We start from the raw sequence: 22457 nt of genomic DNA on the forward strand, positions 1-22457 counted from the left end.
AGACGAATGAAGCACGCTGCGTGAGATATTCAGACGGCGGATTCCATAAGCAAGTGCAAAGTTATACTATTTTTGTCTATATCATATCTTTTGGCTTTATAAATCCTTTTATCTTTCACGTATATACCGAAACTTTTCCGTATTTTTGCCGCCCGAAACGGACGAACAGTTTGTAGGTTACGACTCCATGCAGATGATGAAAAGTATATGATGCGGTGTGGGTGGTAGCTTTGTATTAGGATTTCACAGTTAAATGTAAATAAGAAAAAATGAAAATAAAAAGATGGTTAAGTCCCACCTTATGGGGCATTGTGCTTGCCTCGATGGTGAGCATTCCCACCTTGGGCAAGATAGTGACAGTAGACCAGTCGATAAGCATTGCCAGCAAATATGTCCATGTGGGCCTTTCGGCACGTCACGCTACGAGGGCTTCGCATGGCACACAGCCTTATTATATTTATAACGACAGTCGTGGAAAGGGCTTCGTGGTGGTGGCGGGTGATGATGACATGGGACAAGTGTTGGGCTACTCGCACACCGGAACACTCGACACGTTGCGTGCCGGTCAGGAACTTAAATTCCTGCTGAGTGCCTACCGTGATGCCTTTCACCAATTACAAAGGCAACCCGCCACAAGGGCAACCGTTACCACAACGCCCCCGAAGCGAAAGGCCGTGGCCCCGATGCTTACAACGGCATGGAATCAAGACGATCCTTACAGTCGTCTTACGGGGTACAACTTCACGGGATGTGTGGCTACGGCGGTAGCACAAATCATGTATTATCACCGCTGGCCGGAGCGGGGAAAGGGCAGCTACTCGTATGTAGTGCGCTCTGACAACCGCACGATGAGCGTGGATTTCAGTCAGTCGGTATACCCATGGGACAAGATGCTGCCCAAATACAACACACGCATGGCACTTGCCAATGCGGAGGCTTGCGAAGCTGTGGCGCTGCTCATGCGCGATGTGGGCGTATCGGTGAACATGCAGTACAGTCCCACATCCAGCGGTGCACAAACTTTCATGGCTGCCAAGGCCCTGAAAACATACTTCAATTATTCTACCTCCATGCTCAACAAGTCTGATGAGGGTGCAGCTGCCTTCACCCGGATATTGCGCAAGGAGATAGAAAACGGCTTCCCTGTGTACATCAGCGGCAGTGTGAAGTCGGGTGGTAGTGGACACGCATGGGTGGTAGACGGTGTGGATAAAGACAACCTGTTTCACATGAACTTTGGTTGGGGAGGCGGTGGCGACGGTTATTTCTCCGTTACGGCACTGAACCTTGCCACCACAGGACAGGAGTTTGGAGGAAAGCCACTCTCTTTCAACAAACAGGTGCAGATTGTCTTGGTGCATCCCAACAAACCGGGAAGCGCACCCATTGATGCCGAGCTTGCTGACGACGCTCCCAACTTGTGTTTCAACTCGGAGGGCGACATGACCGTAGTCGGAAATATGCCCACCAACAAACAGCAGACGGTGACAGTTAGCTATCACCACTTCAAGAATCAAGCCGACGGAACGTTTGCCGGTGATATTGGCTTGGGGCTCTACAACGAACAGGGTGAACAGGTAAAAGTGGTGCCATCGGAATGGCACGACAAAGGCGGATACACCGCAGAGCGCGGCAAGTACAATGGTGGCGTGCTGCTATCGGATCAGCGGATAGACGATGCATGCACGTTTACGATGAATCTTGAAGGTCTTGTCGATGGACACTACTACTTGCAGGCAGTATGTGCCAGCATCAAAGATGAGGACACCTATGGAGTATGGTGCAGGATGAAAACAGCACCACGCATTGCCTTTCATGTGCAGGGCAACAATGTGCGCATATTCGAGAAACCCGACAACAAGGCACCTTTTGCATTGGCTTCACATCCCCACACGCTCAAACCGTGTACTGCCGGCAACAAAGCCACGCTGTGCCTGACGATACGCAAGCTCACGGGTACGCCTTTCGATGGCACGGTGAGGGTGTCGCTCGTGGACGATGGTGGCCATACGGTTGCCACTGGACAAACGGCAGATGCGGTGGACTTTGAGATGTTTGCCGAGACCGAGGTGAGGGTGAATATGAGTTTGCCCGATAACCTGCAACCCAAGGAATACAAACTAAAGGTGGAGGTAATCAAGCAATATGATGCCGACAACATGGCCACGGTGGGCATGGTGCATGGCAACGAGCCGTCTACGTTGCAGGTGGAGACTGTTAAGCCAAGCGACAAGCTTTTCGTACAACTCTTAGGCATGGTGCAAGACAACAGCGGTTCTACCATATCGCCCACGAACGTAGACCTTGGTGACAATCCATCGCTCAAGATAGGAGTGGTGATGACGCTTGCCCCTCAAGCCACCTACAACGGCACACTGACGCTTTGCCTGATTGATACGCAAACTCAGCGACGCATATCCTTGGGCGGCAGAGCCCAAAAGCAATACAATTTATCCGGAGGATCTGACGTAACATTTGTTACCGGCTGGCTGAAAAACAGAGATAACTTGACCGTCATCAACAACCGTACATACAGGTTGGCGTTAATGGGCATGGTAGACGACGTGGAGTGTGATTTGTGGAACGAGAATTGCGCACCCTTTGAGGTATCGTTCATCAACAGTGTTCACAGCGTTTATCCTGACGAAACCACTCATATAGACGCAACACAAAGCACGTTATGCGTAGTGCGAGATAATAACTGGATAGACGTACAGGGCGAGGACTTGGCGCATGTGCAGGTGTTTGCGCTCGACGGAACCCTGATTGCTGCCTCCGATGCCCACGGACAGCGGTCTGTGAAGTTGCACATACCTACCACGCAAGTGGTTGTCGTGCGGGTGAAAACCGTTCATGGCAGCACCTTGACCAAGAAGCTGCGATAAAATGTGAAAGTAGGATAGGAGGTAAATACCCGTCATGGGTACTTACCTCCTATTTTGGTATGCTTGGCATCAGCATGGCAAAAAGAAATAATATTTACCCCCTGCTCAATCCTTATTATTGTCATAATATTATAACACGTTCCGCTTGCCGTTTGTGCAGAATGTTGTAATTTTGCAAAAAGACGAATGATGTCGCACTCAAGGTGGGGCAGCGCCTGAATACTGCCAATCTTTAAGTTAAACCGAATGATATGAAAAAAATTCTCTCCATTCTTCTAACCGCCATGCTTGTGGTTCCCGGCATGGCCGAAATCAGCCGACCGAAACTTGTGGTGGGGCTTGTTGTAGACCAGATGCGCTGGGACTACCTGTATTATTTCTACGATCAGTTCCGCCCCGACGGCTTGCGACGCCTCGTGGGTCAAGGCTATAGTTTTGAAAACACGATGATTAATTACGTGCCCACCGTAACCGCTGTGGGACATTCGAGTATCTACACCGGCAGCATCCCGGCGCTGCATGGCATTGCCGGCAACAACTTCTACATGGACGGGGAGAAAGTGTATTGCTGTGCCGATGCGACGGTGCAGAGCGTTGGTTCCGACAGCAAAGAGGGGCAGATGTCGCCCCACAGGCTGCTGGCTTCGGGCTTGGGCGATGTGCTGAAAATTCACACGGATTATAAGGCCAAGGTAGTGGGTGTGGCACTGAAAGACCGTGCTGCCATCCTTCCTGCCGGTCATGCTGCCGATGCCGCCTACTGGTGGGACGGCTCTGCGGGCAAGTTTGTGTCGTCCACTTACTATATGAAACAGCTCCCCGCTTGGGCGGAGAAGGTGAACCGCGAGATTGGCACCAAGCCCGGCACCGACGTGAAGGCATCGGTAGAGGGCGTTGCCAAGACGTTCCGAATGGCCGAGGCAGCTCTGGTCAATGAGGGCATGGGACAAGACGACGTTACCGACCTGTTGGCCATCAGCGTATCGTCGACCGATGCCATTGGCCATCGGTATGGCACTCGTCACCAGCTCACGCGCGAGGCATACATGGAACTCGACAGACAGTTGGCAGCGTTTTTCAGGTTGCTCGACGAGAAAGTTGGGCGCGGTAATTATCTGATGTTCCTCTCAGCCGACCATGGTGCGGCCCACAATCCCAACGAGATGAAAGCCCACAACATTCCCTCAGGTGGGTTGGAAACGTGGACATGGTTGGGCGACGTGGACAAAGTCGTTGGACAACAACTCGGCATCACGGGCAAAATGATCATAGGCGAGGATGCCGGCCGACTCTATCTCGACCATGAGGTGATAGGGCAGGCGGGCAGAACGCTCGACGAGGTGAAGCAGGCTGTCATCAACGAGATAGAGAAGCGTGATGCGATTATGTATGTGGTTGATTTTGACAAAGTGCTCACCACTTCCATACCCCAACCCATTCGCGAGCGCATCGTCAACGGATACAACAAGAAACGCAGTGGCGACCTGTTCTTTGTGGCCAAGGCCGGCTGGGAGAACGTGAGCAACAAACCCGACTATACTGGAACCACGCACGGACAGTGGAACCCCTACGATGCCCACATACCCTTTGTGCTCTACGGTTGGAACGTGAACCACGGGCAGTCGGTTGAACCGACCTGTATGACAGACATAGCCCCCACCATCTGTGCCATGCTCCATATCCAAATGCCCAACAGCTGTGTGGGCCATGCCAAGGAGATGAAATAGAATCATCAGGCACAACGATAAAGGAGGCAAGCACCTATCATGGGCGCTTGCCTCCTTTATCGTTGTTGAATGCAGTTGGGTTATTCTGTTGAGCCAACGAGCTTGTCGATGTGAGGACGACAGGATCTATTGATAGAGGGAATATGCCCCAGACGGCTTTTAGTGTTGCCTACTACATCTTGCGTTGAAAAGCTATTTGTATCGGCCAGTGTCCCACCACACGCAGACGTTGGAGCCATCTCCTCTGTCATCGTTGAGAGACTTTTTTGTGACGTTGGGGTTCTCGCGTATCTCGTCGTCCACGCACCTATCCTAAGTGCGCCAATGACACCCTCGCTTGGTCAAGACATAAGTCACCAAGAAGGCCAAGGTGGTTAGCACCACGCCTTGAGTAAACCCGAGGAGGGCGCTGCGGCTGAAAACCTCCAAATAGGACGCCGCTCCCGTCAGGTTCAACACTGGCATAATGAGCAGGTCTATGGCTACGTAGGCTATCATCGGGTTCTGCCCGGCATAGCCAAGTGAATGGGTTAGCCATTTTATCTGGAAGACATCGCATAGCAAATGAAACGAGATAAACGACAGGAAGGCTAACCCCGACGTGATGAAATAATAGCTGAAGGTGGCTGTATCCTTCCTCACTCCTCCCTCGAAAGCTTCGAACACCAGACCCAAAACCAGCAGATAGGCACCAGCCCGATACATCTTCCTCCACAGCTCGCGCGATATTCCGCTGCTTCTGGATATGAGGATGTGCATGAATGCCAGCAGGGTAAGGGTGCACCCCAGGTTGAGCAAGAGTGCTCGAGTGTAGAGCCCATAAAGATTGACAATGATGATGAGCACTGGAATAAGTGTTAGTCCAATGGTCACCAGATAGTTGTTCTCTTTCCGATCCGGCGACTTGGAGGTTGCTTTTATGCACCAATCCTTCAGATATTCACCCGCGAAGCTTCCTGGAATGACGATGAACAAATATTTGAGATAATCGAATCGGAAGGCCCAACTCACGGGTGTAAACTCAAAGACGATATGATTCCATGAGGTGGTGTTGCGCGCGGCAAGGAGCATTCCGGCCAGCATGGGCAGGACGGCAACGCGCAGCCAGCCGTTATCGACGGTGCAGACATAGATCAGCGACCCGAACAGAGCCATGTTGGCCAGTAGCAGGAGGATGATGTTGCTGTCAGATAGGCTGAACCCTTGGTGGTTGGCATAGCTTACGGAAAGTACCATGAATGCCATCAGTCCGTATCCTATCAACCGCACGGCCATCCTAACAAGCTTGCTCCAATGACCGGGTAGCCTCATATACATGGGGAAGAGGAGCGCAAATCCAGAGAGAGCGATGACCCATGAACGCAGGTCTTGTGGTGTCGAGATGAAGTAGGGGTAAAGATGTTGCACTGCGATGGCAAAGACCACCAGCCTGAAATACCGAAGTATGATGTCGCCCACAATCTGCCTTTTTGTTTTCCCATGGGTAATCTTGTTCCCTATCGAGAAGGGGAAGGCGGCGCCCATGGCAAACAGGAAGAACGGGAAGACCAAATCAACCCATGTGATGCCATATATGGTGGGGTCGAAATGGAATCCCGATCTCGGACCCTCTTGTGCATGGTACATCCATGCAGGAAGTACGCCCCAGACGATGCTGCCCGACAATATCATGGTTAGGATTGCATAGCCTCTAAATGCATCTAAAGACAATGCACGCTGTTTACCTGTGTTGCTTGCTTCTGTCATCACTTCATTGCTTTTCTAAAGATGGGTGGGTAGGTCTCCCCAATACCTCAACTATCTCCCTACCATGGCTTGGGACAGGCAGGCCGACAGCACCTATCCAAACCAAAATCAAATAAATTATTAATTACAAGTTAAGACTGTTTATAAACAGCGTCGAGAAGAATATTTCGAAGTATTTTGTTCATAATTTTATTGTTCGAAAGAGTGTCGGGGGCATTTCAGGAGGTAGACCCGTCTATATGAGACCACATCCTGACCATGCCCCACGGCACGTTTACTTGTCGATGCAGTCTATCTGTATACCACCGAAAGAAAGGTGGGTGTTGGAAGCATAGAATATATACATGAAGTAACCATCCTCAGAAGGCGTCATGAGTACGTCGGCAAACCTGCCGCCTGCTGCATATCCAACAGAACCAAACTTATCGGGCACCACATAGGTATATTTAAGGGCACTGCTACCGTCTACGGTACCTGTCACCGTTGCTGGATTGGTTGCGTCGTAGAGGAACACGTGGCCAGTCAGGCCCCAGTCGGGCCAGTAGCCCATTTCAAAGAGGCTTAAGTATCGGCTGTTGTTGAATGCGCGCACGTCTACCGCAGCGGTGTTGTAGCCCCAAGCGCTACCGCTGGCATCGTTGACCATAGGCTGCGGATTGGTCCACGACGGAGCGAAGTACATTTTGCAGGCGCCACCATCGTAATAGTCTACTATGCAGCCATCGGCAGGTGTGTCGCCCACGGATACCACCTTGGCAGCATCGTCCTGTCCGCCCCAGGCATTCAATCCACTGAACATCAGATTCTCAGCGGCTCCCACCTTTCCATTGGTAACAGTCCATCGGATGACGTTTTGGCAACTGTAAGGCGTAGCCGTGATAACAGCGTTCTTGTTTAAGTCGCCCTGCACATGGAGCCTTGCGCCGATTCCCACGCCCAAATCGTTTGGATAAGAGATGAGCAGCTGAGGTGCTGCTGTCACGTCGTTGGTCTTATAAATATAGAGCGTCTGCCCATTGTCGGCATAGTTGCATAGAAGCATGTTGCCGGCATTGTCACTGGTAATAGCTCCGGTGGCACTGGCCTTGCCCATGTTCACCTTACCCACGAGGCTGCCCGTGGTCTTCTTAAAATACTGCGGAGTCGTGCCGTTGCCAAGATTCAGCACCACATAGCCACCAATGGCGCCCAGCGTGGGATGGATGGCATTGGCATCGGTAACACCCAATGTGGTCATGTCGTTCTCGAACATCACTGTCTCGCTGTTCTTTCTGTAGCCATTGGCAATCTTTGGTGGTACCTGCTTCACAACCTTATAGACTGCCTTGTCCTGCCCGTTGTCGGCTGTAACGGTAAACTGAAATCCATCGTTGAAGTTGTGGGCAACAGATGGGTCAGGCGAGATAGTGGCATGCGGCGACAGCGTCACTTCGGCCGTACACTCCGAGAGGTCGGATGCAGCCACCAGCGAGATGGTCTTGTTGTCCTCATCAATGATACCCGTCAGGTCGCCTGGACTCACCGTGATGGCCTTGATGGCACACTTGGAAGATCGGGTCATTTGCCCCGAGATGGTGATATGCTTCTGTGCGCCATAGGGGTCGGTATAGGTAAATTCATTCTTTTTTGTCAGGTCGAGCGTTGTCAGCGCGGGACTCAACAGGCAATTATTCTCCAGCGTAGCTACCACCTTCATGTTTTTCATATATTCCTCGGTGGTGTTGTCGCTCTCCTCTGGATAGTAATAGGGTATGGGAATCACGTAGTCGGTCACCTCACCACTGTTGCTAACCTTCCAGTCTATGGCAAGTTTGTCGATGTTCGGCCCCGAGGTGAAGTAGGCAGATAGGCTGGTAATGCCCGTTCGGTCGGCAGTGGGGGCCACATTCTCCTCTTCAGCACAGCTGTTGATAATCATCAGGGAGAACACTCCGGCACAAAGATATAATAATTGTTTTTTCATAATTCGCAAATTATTGGCTTGTCTCAGGTCACGAGTGTCGTAACCAGAGAACTGTTAAAATATTTACTTCCACTCGTTAAATTGTTCGATCAGACTATTGCTTTCGAGCTCGTCCTGTGGCACTGGGAGACGGTTTAGCTTGGCCGGATAGTTCAAGTTTTGGTTATCGACGGTGACGTAAGTATAATTGAACGATCCGTCAGCAGTCTTCTCTATCTTCAATCCATGGCGACGGATGCCCGTGAAAGCACTCTGTGAGAGCCCCCAGCGCCTCATGTCCCAATAATACAAACCCTCGAAGGCCAACTCCACCTTACGTTCATGGCGCAAGGCTGCAAAGAGTTTGTCGCCACTCAACCCCTTGACTTCAGGGAGACTGACGCGCGACCTCACCTTATTGATATATTCCATCGCCGTGGTGTTGTCTCCCAATCGATAGCAGGCCTCGGCATAGTTGAGGTAGACTTCGCCTAACCTACAGGCTATCCAAGGCTGAGTGCTGGCCTGCGTCAGCGAGTAGTCGTGGTTCTCGTTTACCAGTTTACGCAGATAATAGCCTGTTGTCGTCCGACCCAGCGTAGTGGCGTCGGTCTCCCAAGTACACCATCCATCGCCACCACCGATATATGGTTCTATGACGCGGTTGCGCCAAGAAGCCCCATTATAGAGTATGGTGGCCTTGAATCGAGGCTCCAACGAAGCGTAAGGGGGCTTGGCATTGGTGCCTGTCGTGGTGTGCCAGGCATTCCAGTTGGCTGGTCCACCGGTGGCAAGTTCATACTCCTCTACCATATCCTGGGTGGGAGTGGCATAACCACCATACATCACATTGCCGTTGACCACATGGTCGCTGGCCGGTGCATAGTAACCGTTGAAGTTGTGAGTCACCTTCTCTGCAGCCCCATAGCTATACTGCAGGATTGCCTCGCTGTTGCCATCGGTAAATGCATCAGCATAGTTGGGCGTGAGTTCGTATCCCATGGCGATCACTTTCTTGGCGGCCTCCTGCACGGCTTCCCATCTCTTGCAATAGAGCATAGCCCGAGACATCAGGGCATAGGCAGCCCCACTGGTCAGCCTGCCCTTTGCGCTTTTGCTCACGGGGAGATTTTCGCCTGCAAACTTCAGGTCGTTGTACACATAGTCCCATCCCTCTTGCTCACTGCCAAGGGCATGGTTTGTGCTGATCTTCGACAGATCCTCATCATAGATTATGGCCTGATGGTAACGCTTCATTAGCTCAAAGTAATACATTCCACGGAAGAATCGAAGTTCGCCTTCCAAACGACTCTTGTCCTTATCGGCAATGGCGCTTCCCTTCAGTTTACTCAATGCCTCATTCGCCCGGCGAATTTCCTCGTAGGTACTACCCCACACGCCCAGATAGACATCGGTGTAATGAGCCGACAATGCTATGCCACCATACGATATTTCATTTGGAATATACATCTCGGCATTATAGGTCATGTTGCCGTATTTCAACTCATCAGTAAGGCCTTCGGTCATTCCCGCAGCACATTGATAGTTGTTGAAGCTACCCAGATATGGGATGTCGGCATAGAAATAGTTGACAGCCATCTCCGCATATTCTGTGTTTTTCCATACCATCTTGCTGGTAGCTTTGTCCGTCGGATCAATATTCAGAAAGTCATTACAGGAAGAAAGTCCTGTTATGGCCATCATCAAACATAATCCTAAATATTTAGCTTTCATAATTCAAACTGTTTATTAAATTAGAATGTAATATTCATGCCGCCCAGGAAAGTGCGCTGCTGTGGATAGTAGCCATTGTTCACGCGAGGCGACTCAGGGTCGATGCCCTTGGGAAGATTGTCTAAGGTGAAGATGTTGGAACCCTCCACATATACCCTCAGCTTTTGAATGCCCAGGGCTTTAGTCCACAATACTGGGAAGGTATAGCCCAGCTGGAAGTCCTTGAGGCGCACATAGTCGCCCTTTTTCATCCAGAAAGTAGAGGCCAGCCCGTTGTCGCCGCCATGGCTCAGATTACCGAGGGTTAAGCGGGGATACTGTCCTGAAGGATTGTCTATGCTGTAGGAGTTCTGTACCAACCACAAAGGCGAGTTGGCTCCCTCCTTGAATGTCTGCGACCATACGGTGTTGTCGTCATAGCCATTGTAGTAGGTTCCTAAAAGAGAAACATCAAACTTGAATCCCGCGCTGAAAAGCATGGCCAGGTCGAAACCGTTCCACGAAGCACCAAGATTAAGTCCCATCATTATCTCCGGTCGATTGCTTCGGCCGATTCGCGACTTGTCTTGCTCGCTGATGACACCATCACCATTAAGATCTTTATACTTGATGTCGCCAAGATTAGGACGTGTTCCATACCAGGCGGAGTTGGTAATCTCCTCCTCGGAACGGAACAATCCGTCTGCCACCCAGGCACTGTAGGCGTCGACAGAGGTGCCCACCACCTTGCGCCACTCCATCGTATTGGGGGCATCGGGGTAACGGAGCCACTTGCTCTTGGCCAAAGTCATGTTGATACCAATATTATAGTTGAACGGCTTACCCATGAGATTGAAATGGTTGCGATGGGTAATCTGCCACTCCATACCATAATTACAATAGCGGTTGTTGTTCACATAGGTTGGGTAATAACCGCCCATAGAGGGAGCTTTGTCACCACCATTGCTCGAAAGCAGGTCATAATTGAGGTTGTAGAACCAGTCAAACTCAATATCAAGCAACGCATCCCACAGGGTGGCATTGAAGCCGATGTTCTGTGTACGGGTCTTCGACCAGGTGAGATAAGGATTGGCAATGCTCGTGGTGTAGAGCGAACGATAGGCTGCCCCGTTGAAGATGCGGTTGTTGCCAAAGCTATATGTACTCAAGAAAGAGTAGGCAGGCACTCCATCATTACCCACCAAGCCGATGGAGCCACGTAACTTCAGGTCGTTGAGCCATGAGTGAGTGGATGCCATGAAAGACTCACTGGAGATGCGCCAAGCTGCCGAGAAAGAGGGGAAGAAGCCCCAACGCTTGCTTGACACGTTGCCATTGAAATTGTAGGAGCCATCATATCGGCCACTGAACTCGGCAAGATATTTATTGGCATAATCATATTTGAAACGGAAGACATAGCCTGCCATCCGATTGTGCGTGCTGTTGCCAGATATCGGATTGGTGATGGCATCGCCCAAAGAGAGCTCGGGAAGCTCAACAAATGGAATATGATAGGCATAGGCTCCGAAGCTGTTCGACTTAATGTCACGACCTTCTACCAACAACATACCATCGACATGATGGTTGCCAAAAGCCCTGACATATTCGATTCCCAACTGTCCCATGAGCTGTTCATAGTTATATTGTCCCTCGCCCACATGGTTCATATTAGCCGAAACGTCACGAGGGTCGTCGTTAAGAATAAATGCTCCGAAGTTGTCGGCAGCCCTCGACATAGAGTAAGTCTTATATGGCGTATCGAGATTCTTATTGTGTGACGTCTCATAATCGTAAGAACCGGTAGCCTTGAACGTTAATCCGGGAAGCCAGGGTGCAGCGTATTCGATGCTCAGGTTGGTGTTGAGATCCAAGCTGCGAGTCTTCTTATAGCCCGAGTCATATATGGCAGCCAGTGGGCTGTAGCTTGCAGAGGCATTGTTCGGAATCGTTGCGGTATAGAGACCTTTATAGGTTTCGGGCAGGTAGGGGTGCATCATAATGGCTTGGTGACCAATAGATAGCCAGCCCACTTCACCACTTCCTTCCGAGCCGTCGTCGGCTCCGCCGGAGTTGTAGGCAGGAGTAGAACGACGACCAACACTTCCTACTGCGCCAAAGATTACTTTCCAATCACGCCCCAACTTTGAGTCGAGATTAATTCGCATATTATAACGGCGGAAATCGAAGTTACTGATATTACCCTTTTGGTTCATAAAGCCACCTGCAAGGTAATAATGTGTATCAGGTGTACCACCTTGAAGCGTGACGTTGTGTTTCATATTCGTACCCGTACCAAATACTTTACCTATATAATCCACATTGTCCCAGCCGTCAGATGGGTCACCATTCAACATGGCTTTCACATTTTCTTGAGAGTATATTGGCGTATAATCCTCGCGGCTCTTGAGCGTTGTACCAGTGAGTTTATCCATCATGTCGGCCATGTTGTAGTAATGGGCAAACTCAGGCCCGTTCATAAACTGCGGGAAATTGGCATTGACCGAGATACCATACTGCCCATCGTAGGAAATCCGTGGCTTACCTTCGTTACCTCGTTTGGTTGTCACAATCACCACGCCTCCTGCTGCATTAAGTCCATATACAGCTGCCGAAGCTGCGTCTTTCAGTACCGACACTGAGGCCACGTCATTGGGGTCTATGTCATTAATAGACCGAGGAATACCATCGACAATATACAGAGCTCCATATTGTGAGCCACGGATACGCAGCGAAGCGAAGTCTTTGCCAGGCTCTCCAGAAGTCTGCACTGAAGTGAGACCAGCCAAACGACCACCTAACAAGGCAGAAATATTTGTGGAAGGAGCCTTGACCAACTCTGCCCCATCTATGGCAGAGACGGCTCCGGTGAGCGATTGCTTGCGGGCCTTGCCATAACCTATCACTACCACATCGTTCAGAAGGTTGTCGTCTATCAACTCTATATCGAGTACAGATTGCTTGCCAACCTTAACCTCACGAGCCTTCATGCCGACATATGAGAAACGCAACACGTCTCCACTGCCAGCCCGAATGGTATAGATACCATCCGCATTAGAAACGGCTCCTGTACCAGCTCGTCCCTTGATAACCACACTCACTCCTGGAAGTGGTTCTCCCGAAGCATCTCTAATAATACCTCTGATCACATTCTGCGCTTCCATCGGAAGCACAAAAGCAACAAGAGCTATCACTGTCAACGAAAAATGTCGCACAGCTTGAGATGTTAATTGCAATGTCTTAAAATCCTTCATAGCTTTATTTCATTATAAAATAATATTATGTTTTTATTATCTTGGATAAATATAAGGTAGTATTTTATAATACACAAGCATTTTTATTCGTGATGGAAATGCTCTGTTTCTCAAATCCTAAATATGAGACAACCAAGACGTCATTTTCCTCTGTCCGAATAGTAAATTTCCCATCGATGTCAATTACGGCGCCCGTTTTTTCACCTTGAACGCTGACACTTGCTCCGATGACAGGATCGCCCCGATCGTCAAGAACGATGCCCGTCACGGTCTTTTGTGATTGCTGTACAAAATCAGTTTTCAAGAATTTTGTGGTAGATGCGTTCGCCACATTTGCCATCCCTGACAACCCTGATAGCAAGACAATCGTGAAAAGACCTTGCTCTAAAAATGTTAATAGTTTTGAAAGTTCCATATAATTTAGATATTAGGTTTGTAAATTATTAGTGTGATGATAGTTAGTTCATAGGCGATGGTTGGCTGGTTACCATTAGATTGGAAATCCTGCTCTTGAAGGAAGTTCCAGCTTTCATCAACGGAAAGGCTAACGTTCTGAAATAATGCATCTGGTTGTATTCCACGTTTCTCAATTTCAGCACGTTGAGTCTACTCACCATTTGACCGTTAATCCAGAGTGTGGTCTCGGTGCGGTCGCCCCGAATTTTCATGTTGACTTTCTCGCCTGGCAATAGTTGATAGCCGAAGTCGTAGAGATAGCCGTCCCTGCTGAACCCGATAAGCCCGCGGATGGGGTCTGACAGGTAGAAGGTGGCATCGTCGGAGTTGAACAATACGGTGCCTTTATCCTCGGGTGCATAGTCAATGTCGAATGCCACCTCGTAATCCCAGCCCACTTGGTCTATGGGCATGCAGTCTCCACGGTGCACTTGCGCCCGTTTCAGGATAATACCCTGTGGATAGTGTCCGGCCACGTTCAGTCCCGGGGCTTCGTCAAAGGCTTTGCGCAGAGAGTCAAATTGTTCAAACGAGAACGAGGTGTCTATGCCCGACCATGTTTTGGTGGACAGTGTTTGCAAGGCCGGGAAGAACCTGTAGTGTACATCTTGCGCGCTGATGCCGTTGCCGATGTGGTCGTTCCAAACGGCAAACATTCCACCTTTGATGCGGCGATAACCTTCCGGGAAGACTACGTCGCCTATATGGGCGGGTGTCCAACGCTGGTACAATTCCCTGATGTCAAGGTAATCGTGGTAATAGCCGGCCTTGGGCACGATATACACTTGCCAGTCGGGAATGCTGATGATGTTGTACCCCAAGCTGTCCATGGAGTGGGGATTGGCGTAGTTGTTGTTCCAAATCTGCATGGTGACATTTTTGACTTTAATGGGTGTGGTGCCGTTGGCATGTGTCTGCTGCCCCCATATCATAGCCTTCTTGCCGAATTTTTCCACGTATTTGATGTATCGATCCGTGAGGTATCTGAACTTTTCCACTACTTCCTTGTCCTCGTTGGCATATTCATCGGTGCCAATGTGCATGTACTTTCCGCTAAAAACAGGGTCGTCGCCGTCGAGATACTCTTTGAGCAACGCGTCCAGAAAAGTATATGTCTCGGGGTTGAACAGATCCAAATGGTCTTTTCCGTATTTCTTGCTGGCCAATTCCGGTTTGTAACGGGTGAAAGCAAGCGAGTGTGCGGGGAAATCGATCTCGGGTATGATCTCCACACCAAGACTGTCGGCGTATCGTTGCAGACTTTTAAATTCCTCTTTGGTGTAGTGTCCGTCGCGCGCCGTCAAGCCCGGATAGGTGTCACATTCCAACCTGAACGCCGCCGGCGTGCTGTCGAAATCGTCGTTGAAAAATTTGCGGTGGCCATTATCGTTAAGATGGATGTGCAGTGTGTTCATTTTGTAATAGGACAACATTTGCACGTATTGTTTGAGCACACGCATGGTGAAAAACTTTCGACCACAGTCGAGCATGAACCCTCGGGTGGGATATTCAGGAGCGTCAATGATCGTGCCTTGAGGCATGGTGCACTCCTCGGTTTGCCTGCACAGTTGCAGAATGGTACGTGTGGCCCAGTGGATGCCTTGGGGCGTGGCAGCTTCCACACGGGCGACACGCCCGATATTGATTTTGTAAGCTTCGTCGCTTGTGCTTGTCTTGGAGCCTTTTGTGGTGCGGATGGCAAACGTGAAATCACCTGCCCGCGCCTTGTCTTTCACGATGGGCAGCGATGTGTGGAACATCTTCTGGTAGTCGGCAGCAAACACCTCGAGAGCCATTGCCACGCGTTTGTCATTGCCGGTGTACACTATGCGTGATGCTTTTGTAGGCACAAAAGAGCCTTTGCCACCATGCCAAGTCTTGAGTTCTGGAATTGTGAAAGGCTTATGGTTGACAGCTTGCATCGAAAGCGAGCACGACATCAGTAACAGTAACAATGTTTTTTTCATTTTGCTGGGATACATTATTATGTGGGTATAATCTTTGAATTTCACTTGAACAACTCGGTTATTTACGTTTGGTCCAGTAGCGTTCTATATCTTCCAATGACATGCCAGCGGTCTCTGGAATGTATTTCCACATGATAAACATGTAGGGCAGGCACATGATGGCAAAGAATATAAACGTTCCGGCTGGTGTTAGCGATGAGAGCATCCATGGTGTGAGTTGTCCCACGAGATAGGTTCCAATCCATAATGCGAAACCGGCGATAGACATGGCTATGCCCCTTACACTGTTGGGATACATCTCTGAAAGCAGTACCCAAACCACCGCGCTGATAGATATGGCGCAGCAAAACACATAGAAGAGAAAGAATGAAAGCATGAAATAGACCGAAAGGTTCAACGCCTCTGTGAATGCAAAATAGAAAGCAATCATCAGTAACGACAGTATCATGCCAGACACGCCATAATAGATGAGCTTTTTTCTTCCTACCTTGTCGATAATGCTCATGGCCAGGATAGTAGTGACACAATTGACGATGCCCACCAGAACTTGGCAGAACAAGGGATCGGTCATGCCTGCATCCTTGAAGATAGAAGGGCCATAATACAACACAGCATTTACACCCATGAACTGTCCGAGAATGGCGATGCACACTCCGACAACGACAGCAGTGAATATTCCCGGGCGCAGAAGTTGATGCCAGTCGGTCTTAACTTGCGAGGCCAGATTGGATTGTACCTGACTGACAACGGCATCCACTTCTTTCTTTTCAGAAAAGAATTTTTCAAGAATGCGGGTAGCTTGAGCACTTTTGTTACGAACAACCAGCCACCGCGGACTCTCTGGAATGAAAAACAAAAGGATGAAAAAGAACAATGCTGGTATCGTTTCCATGCCCAGCATCCCTCGCCACACCTCATCCACAAATATCAGTTGGAATTGTGAAGATGCGAAAGAATGGCTTTGAGATACACCCAAGAGCAAGAAGTTGACCAGATAGGCAGCCAGGAAACCAACTGTTATGGCCAACTGGTAGAGGGACACCATCCTGCCGCGGTATTGCGAAACAGAAACCTCTGATATGTACATGGGTGCGACAATTGAAACTACGCCGATACCAACGCCGCCCACTATACGATAAATCACCAACCAATTGAACGTAGGGGTGATGGCACACCCGATGGCTGAAACGGTGAACAAAATGGCGGACAGGAACATAGCAGGCTTGCGTCCAATCTCGTCACTTAACCAACCAGCGAAAGCCACGCCTATGATAGAACCAATCAAGGCACAACCTACATACCAGCCCTGCTGTAAAACGCTGAGCGAAAACTGACTCGTGACCTGGTCTATGGTGCCTGATATGACGGCCGTGTCATACCCAAAGAGCAGTCCGCCCAATGCCGCAGCCAGCGCCAGATAAAACACATATCCCAGTTTTACGGAAGAATCATTCATGATATGGAAAACTATTGATTACCTGATATTGAAATATTCTTTATAACGGTCGTACAAGTGATGCGCCTGGATATAGGCCGACTGTGGGCTCATAAAGTGAGAAAATTCGAAAGTAATAGCTTTGTCGTAATGACACCGCTTGGCAGCTTCCAGCTTCATTCTCAGCTTGTCAAATTTAATTGGCAAGAACCTGATAGGCATGTCGCGGTCGAACGACTCGGCGTTGGTCCAACATTGCATACCATACCTGTCGGCCAACTTTTTGTTCACCGAGAAGAAGGCGTCTAACTCATCATAGTCTATGTGCCCGTCTTGGAAAGCGCAAGCATCCACCACGTCGTGTATGCCATCGAATATCTCGTTCCACTCGCGCTCGTGTTCCTGCACAGACACAGATTGATCTCTGGTGAGCTGTTGGGTGCCCATGACGGCTTTTTTGCCGTCTATCCATGGCGATATGAAGACGGGAAGGTCGCCCGACACGTCTTTACACTGCTTGCCGAGCGCATGGAATGTGGGGATGGCACCTTTGGTCTTGCGACTTATCTCTGTGCTGATGTACCAGCCTTTGAAACTTTTGTGATGGCCGTAACGCTTCCAAACCTCGTCGATGACATATTTATTATCCTCGATTTCCCACGACATGTCGCCCGTGTCCCAATAGTGCCCCGAATCGTACAAGCCAAAGAAGAACTTCATGCCATATTTGTCAGCCAGGCGCAGATACATGTCGATCAGGTCGACCGATGGCATGTAGCAGCCGTGTTTGCGCATGAGATATTCGGAGGGGTAGGTCAAAAACTTTCGATAACCACACCTGATAACGATTACGGTGTCTATGCCAATGGCTTTCATGTACTTGAAATCCATATCCCACTCTTTTTCGCCCCAGTTTTGATGAGGAATGTCATGTGATATCTCGTCCAGAAAGGTGCCGGTTATCTTGATGCCGTTGTTACGTGGAATAATGAGCGAGCCACTCTGTTGGTTCGTTTGTTCATGGGCAATGTGGGGAGAATTGGCGATATTTTCGGCTCTTGTCACCAATGGAGCCAAGGCCGCTGTTGTTCCCGCAAGGGTTACTCTCTTGATAAAGTCTCTTCTGTTAATCATTGTGCTTATGCTCGTTTAAAATATAATTAGCTTGTGTAGAATTGATGATATTGTTAAAATGGAGGATTATGTCACGCTTATGTCATTTTATCTCTGCCCTAAATGGAGAGGCAGGAAGCCCCGCATTGTTGCACAGGTCGCCCTCTATGTAGTTGCGAAAACAATAACGCACCTCGGTAGGTTGGCTTACAGAGTCGTTCCAAACTTTAACTTTGGCAGAACCATTGACAATTTCCGCATTAGCGGGATGTATTTTTCCGCTTGCGTCTACCAGTTCGAAGCCACGTATTTTTTGATTTTCAGGAATCATGCCTTCTTGTCCGTGCTCAAACGTAACCTCCACGACACTGTCTTTCAATGAGCACGATTTATAGATAGGGCCAGTGTAAAGAAATCCTGTTCGCCCGTATGTCTTAGCCAAAGCCCAATAGGCAAGTCGCTCACCCACTTTGATTTTGTAAGGTGGATGTATGAAAAGTTCACTACCCGCATCGGTTGTGGCCACCATGCCCACGTTGGGCACTTCGCTCATCAGCTCCAGTTGGCACTGGCGAAACCATGCCCAGTCGAGATTGTCCTTGCCGCCAGACTTATAGGGCGCAATTTGCACGTAATAGATAGGCATGTTGTTGTTTTCAAAAAATGTTCTCCATTGTTGCGCCATCGCGGGGAAAAGGCGTTTGTATAGTGCTGGATCGGAAGAGTTGGCCTCGCCTTGATACCATATCATGCCGCGTACGGGGAACCCTTTCCAAGGGTTTACCATGGCGTTCCATAGCAGTGTGGGTGTGCCAGCTTCCCATCCAAACTCTGACTGGTTGATATCGGGCAATTTTACTTCACTGAATTGTTGTAGCGTTTGACGGCTCATCCATGCTTCTATTTTGGATGCGCTCCACGAGCAATGAATCAATCCTACTGGCACGTTGATGGTGCGTTGCAACAAATCTCCGAAGAAATAGGCCGTAGCGCTGAAGTCGCCCACCGCTTGTGATGACAATTCCACCCATTCTCCTTTTACGCCCTCAGTCTTGGGTGTGGTGCTCCAGTCGCGCTGAACGGTGTAAAGTCTCAGCTGCCGACGTGGGTTTGCCGACACAATGTAAGGTTGGCAACCATAAACCGGTTGACCTCTGAATCCGCGTACGGGCATTTCCATGTTAGACTGTCCGGAGCAGAACCAAACTTCGCCAAGGAGGATGTTTCTCAGGGTCAGCGCCTCGCCATCAGAGAATGTAATGGTGTATGGGCCTCCTGCGGAAGCGGTATGCAGTGTAGCTTGCCAATGACCGTCACTGTCACTACGCGTCATTATGCGTTTGTCGTTCCACGATGCCCTAATTGTAATTTTACTGTTCTTCTTGGCGGTACCCGTGAACTTGACACCTGCTTGTTGTTGCAGTACCATGTTGTCTCCCCATATTGAGGTTAATGTCACCTTGGCAATAGCAGTGCTCGGTGTTACACAAGCCACAAGGAGTGCCGCACAAGATAAAAAGAAGTGTCTCATTTTCGTGTTATTTCTTCTTGGTAAACATTTCCGAAGCGGTCGGTCACGCGGATTGCCAATTTAGAATTGGCATGGCGAGGTGTGGCACGAAACATGTGTTTGGTGGATAGAGGCGCAATCCAGCTTTCCATGGTTTTGCGATTGTCCTTAACCATTTTTACAGCCATAGGATCCTGCCCGGTGTATTGTGTCATCTCACCCATCAGTTTGCCGTTTTCCAGCCATTCCACTTTCCATTGGTCATCATAATTCCACACATTGGCGATGATATCCTTGGAATATTCTTTCACCGTGCCGGGAGTATATGCCCTGAACTGGTATGTTTTGGGATAGCCCGTGCTCTTGTAATACCAACTCACTTTTTTGCCGTCCACCTCAAACACCTGACATCCCTGCGGTGTGCCGTCAAGGCATAATGGGGCGTGCCACCATGTTCCACATACGGCCCCGATGTTGTGTTCCATTTGGTGATTGTTGAAAATGACGTTCGAATTGGTGTGCATGTGTCCTGTGAGGAAATGCGTTTCATATCCGTCAAGCAGTTTGAAGATCGACTCGGCATTGATGGTTTCGTTTCCTAAGTATTCGTAGGTGTAAACAAACGGTTGTTCTTTCACCGTAGATCTGAAAGGAATATGCGCCGCTACAAACACTACTGTGCCTTTTGGGACGTAGGAAAGGTCTTGCTCCAACCACTTGAAAGTATTCTCATCGATGTATCCTACATAGAAGTATTGACGTCCAACGTAAAAGCAATTATTTATAACGATATAGTGTGCGTTGCCTTTGTTGAAAGAATAGCACGATGGGCCAAAGTACGTCTCAAACGTTCGGTAGGAAGTTTCGTGCGTTCGACCATTGTAGTCCATGTCGTGATTTCCAATCACTCGATAAAAAGGAAGGTCAATGCGCTCTGCTTGTCGCATGTAATTCTCAAAAAATGTTGTCGGCGTGTCCCAACCAATGTCACCACATGACAGGCCAAAAACGTCTTGGTCGGGGATTGAAGCCACCAGCTTGCGATAGTCGTCCACTACTGGGCCGTATTTCGACCAGTGCTCTTTGGTGCTGGCTTGCACATCGGCCTCTACGATAGCTATATGTTTTGAGTCGTCCTTGGGATTTTTTTTGAGTTTGAAATTGTATTCCATCTGTTGTTTTTGATGGTCAATTTCTTGATAAAACAGTGGTATACCCCTGTTTGTTTCGGTGAGATATCCGGCTGGTGTGGATATATATACGAACCGTGTGTCACCCACGTTTAGTATCCGATATACGCCGTTCTTGTCTGTCGTGACACAGCGTTTTCCGTCTGTCACCACAACATTGGGCATGCCTTTACCTTCGCAGGTGACCGATCCATACAGCTCGTGTGGATTAGGCACATAGTGTTCGTTCAACGCTTCCTTCAGCTCTTTCCACCAATCATAGAGGATAATGTGCACGATATCGAATATCATGACACCGTCAGACTCCTTGAGGTTCATGCGGACAGCTTTCTGAAACTGTAGGGCGTTTTTCCGGTAATCTTCTACATATAGGCCTCCATAGAAAGGCTTGGCACCCTGCAACAATCGTCTTGTATATTTGCAACCGCCTTCCACGCAGAGGTATTCGCCTGACGAGACTTCGCTGTCGGTCTCGTTTTTGTGCAATCCTGACGATTTGTAATAATCGTCTATGGTCACATTGCTATAATAATTACCATTGGTGTAGAAGTCTATCAGTTCTGCATAGCCATATTGGCGATACTCAGGCGTAGCCCATGGAAATTCCTTTGATGGGTCATACTTTTTGCTTGCCCAGTTCACGCCCACTTCATAATAGGTAGGATACCAAGCTCCTGTATATGAGGCAAGCATACATTGGGGGTCGATTTTTTTAATGGCGGTTCTGACATCCTTTATAAAACCATAGATGACAGAGGCACGCCACTCAATCCATTTCGTATAATACGGTCCGGGAACTCTGTCGAACGAGCCTTTGTCGTTGGCTTTCCATTCGTATATGTCTTCTGGATACTTGTTTAGTTTTTCACCAATGTATTTTTCAAACAGGGTGCGAGATGCTTCTGAAAAGTCTGAGTCGATGCAATCATAACGCGCCCGATCCAACATGATACCGTCAAACTTGAAGCGTTTGACCACCTCTTTCACGATGTTGATTTCATGCCGTTGCACGTCTTTCAAGGCCGGGTTCAAGAACATGGACGTTTTTCCGTTTAGTTCTGTCACGGGGACGAGGCCTTTTCCGGGAACATAATTGATGGATTGCCATTTCTTGTTTTTCCCAAAGACAGCTCCTCTTGGTTGGCCGTGCGCTTTGCTTCCGTCGGCGAAGATGTTCATGCCGGCAAAGATAACCATGCCTTGCTTGTGAGCTTCGGAGATGAAAGTGTTGATAAAGTCAAAATCAGGGCGTGTAAATCCCTTCCATGTTCTTTTCCTCGATGTGTACTTGCTGTCGTAAAGCACCTCGCCGGTGTTATCCTTAATGTCTAATACTAAATGTGTGATGCCGGCCTCATGGCATTTGTCAACGTAATACCTGATGGAGTCAGGATAGCTGAATCGCTCAAAATTGGCCGAGCAATCCAACCACATGACCTTGGGTTTGGTCGTGGCAAAAGTCAGTAGGGTGGCGCACAATAGGAGGAGTGTGAGACATGCTCTTTTCATAAGTCGTATATTA

12 protein-coding genes are annotated in these 22457 nt (G+C 49.2%); 2 read left to right on the forward strand and 10 right to left on the reverse strand.

Annotated features, from left to right (window positions below):
* The first annotated feature begins 269 nt into the window (after positions 1-269).
* Positions 270-2885 (forward strand): C10 family peptidase, encoded by a 2616-nt coding sequence (locus HMPREF0645_RS03935; protein ID WP_007173580.1) that lies wholly within the window; start codon positions 270-272, stop codon positions 2883-2885.
* A gap of 251 nt (positions 2886-3136) precedes the next feature.
* Positions 3137-4612, forward strand: coding sequence for an alkaline phosphatase family protein (locus tag HMPREF0645_RS03940; RefSeq protein ID WP_007173581.1), 1476 nt, complete (start codon positions 3137-3139; stop codon positions 4610-4612).
* A gap of 312 nt (positions 4613-4924) precedes the next feature.
* Here HMPREF0645_RS03940 and HMPREF0645_RS03945 read toward each other — a convergent pair whose 3' ends face one another.
* The 10 genes from HMPREF0645_RS03945 to HMPREF0645_RS03990 form a co-directional block, all read right to left on the reverse strand.
* On the reverse strand, positions 4925-6358 hold the full coding sequence (locus tag HMPREF0645_RS03945; RefSeq protein ID WP_007173582.1) for a DUF5009 domain-containing protein: 1434 nt from the start codon (positions 6356-6358) through the stop codon (positions 4925-4927).
* Positions 6359-6632: 274 nt separating this feature from the next.
* Positions 6633-8321, reverse strand: a complete 1689-nt coding sequence (locus HMPREF0645_RS03950) for a DUF5018 domain-containing protein (RefSeq protein WP_007173583.1) — start codon at positions 8319-8321, stop codon at positions 6633-6635.
* A gap of 63 nt (positions 8322-8384) precedes the next feature.
* Entirely contained in the window at positions 8385-10034 is a 1650-nt protein-coding gene (locus tag HMPREF0645_RS03955; protein WP_007173584.1) for a RagB/SusD family nutrient uptake outer membrane protein, read from the reverse strand.
* A 20-nt stretch (positions 10035-10054) separates the two neighbouring features.
* Positions 10055-13264, reverse strand: a complete 3210-nt coding sequence (locus HMPREF0645_RS03960) for a SusC/RagA family TonB-linked outer membrane protein (protein ID WP_007173585.1) — start codon at positions 13262-13264, stop codon at positions 10055-10057.
* Between the two features lie 64 nt (positions 13265-13328).
* Positions 13329-13679 carry a carboxypeptidase-like regulatory domain-containing protein gene (locus HMPREF0645_RS03965; protein ID WP_007173586.1) on the reverse strand — a complete coding sequence of 117 codons (351 nt, stop codon included), beginning with the start codon at positions 13677-13679 and terminating at the stop codon, positions 13329-13331.
* A gap of 43 nt (positions 13680-13722) precedes the next feature.
* The gene (locus HMPREF0645_RS03970) at positions 13723-15687 is read right to left on the reverse strand and encodes a family 20 glycosylhydrolase (RefSeq protein WP_044123285.1); all 1965 of its coding nucleotides are present in this window, start codon (positions 15685-15687) and stop codon (positions 13723-13725) included.
* A 58-nt stretch (positions 15688-15745) separates the two neighbouring features.
* A complete protein-coding gene (locus tag HMPREF0645_RS03975) occupies positions 15746-17143 on the reverse strand; it encodes a sugar porter family MFS transporter (RefSeq protein ID WP_007173588.1) in 1398 nt (465 codons plus the stop codon).
* An 18-nt stretch (positions 17144-17161) separates the two neighbouring features.
* Complete coding sequence (locus HMPREF0645_RS03980) at positions 17162-18256, reverse strand: DUF4434 domain-containing protein (RefSeq protein WP_007173589.1); 1095 nt, start codon at positions 18254-18256, stop codon at positions 17162-17164.
* Between the two features lie 82 nt (positions 18257-18338).
* On the reverse strand, positions 18339-19766 hold the full coding sequence (locus tag HMPREF0645_RS03985) for a sialate O-acetylesterase (protein ID WP_007173590.1): 1428 nt from the start codon (positions 19764-19766) through the stop codon (positions 18339-18341).
* A complete protein-coding gene (locus tag HMPREF0645_RS03990; RefSeq protein WP_007173591.1) occupies positions 19763-22444 on the reverse strand; it encodes a calcineurin-like phosphoesterase C-terminal domain-containing protein in 2682 nt (893 codons plus the stop codon). Before HMPREF0645_RS03990 ends, HMPREF0645_RS03985 begins: the two co-directional genes overlap by 4 nt.
* Positions 22445-22457 lie beyond the last annotated feature (13 nt).

The sequence above is a fragment of the Hallella bergensis DSM 17361 genome (assembly GCF_000160535.1).
GTDB classification, from domain to species: Bacteria; Bacteroidota; Bacteroidia; order Bacteroidales; family Bacteroidaceae; genus Prevotella; species Prevotella bergensis.

Coding starts and splice junctions, on each gene's coding strand:
- HMPREF0645_RS03960 (WP_007173585.1), bottom strand. CDS start 13,264: ATGAAGGATTTTAAGACATTGCAATTAACATCTCAAGCTGTGCGACAT.
- HMPREF0645_RS03940 (WP_007173581.1), top strand. CDS start 3,137: ATGAAAAAAATTCTCTCCATTCTTCTAACCGCCATGCTTGTGGTTCCC.
- HMPREF0645_RS03985 (WP_007173590.1), bottom strand. CDS start 19,766: ATGAGACACTTCTTTTTATCTTGTGCGGCACTCCTTGTGGCTTGTGTA.
- HMPREF0645_RS03965 (WP_007173586.1), bottom strand. CDS start 13,679: ATGGAACTTTCAAAACTATTAACATTTTTAGAGCAAGGTCTTTTCACG.
- HMPREF0645_RS03990 (WP_007173591.1), bottom strand. CDS start 22,444: ATGAAAAGAGCATGTCTCACACTCCTCCTATTGTGCGCCACCCTACTG.
- HMPREF0645_RS03955 (WP_007173584.1), bottom strand. CDS start 10,034: ATGAAAGCTAAATATTTAGGATTATGTTTGATGATGGCCATAACAGGA.
- HMPREF0645_RS03970 (WP_044123285.1), bottom strand. CDS start 15,687: ATGAAAAAAACATTGTTACTGTTACTGATGTCGTGCTCGCTTTCGATG.
- HMPREF0645_RS03980 (WP_007173589.1), bottom strand. CDS start 18,256: ATGATTAACAGAAGAGACTTTATCAAGAGAGTAACCCTTGCGGGAACA.
- HMPREF0645_RS03935 (WP_007173580.1), top strand. CDS start 270: ATGAAAATAAAAAGATGGTTAAGTCCCACCTTATGGGGCATTGTGCTT.
- HMPREF0645_RS03945 (WP_007173582.1), bottom strand. CDS start 6,358: ATGACAGAAGCAAGCAACACAGGTAAACAGCGTGCATTGTCTTTAGAT.
- HMPREF0645_RS03975 (WP_007173588.1), bottom strand. CDS start 17,143: ATGAATGATTCTTCCGTAAAACTGGGATATGTGTTTTATCTGGCGCTG.
- HMPREF0645_RS03950 (WP_007173583.1), bottom strand. CDS start 8,321: ATGAAAAAACAATTATTATATCTTTGTGCCGGAGTGTTCTCCCTGATG.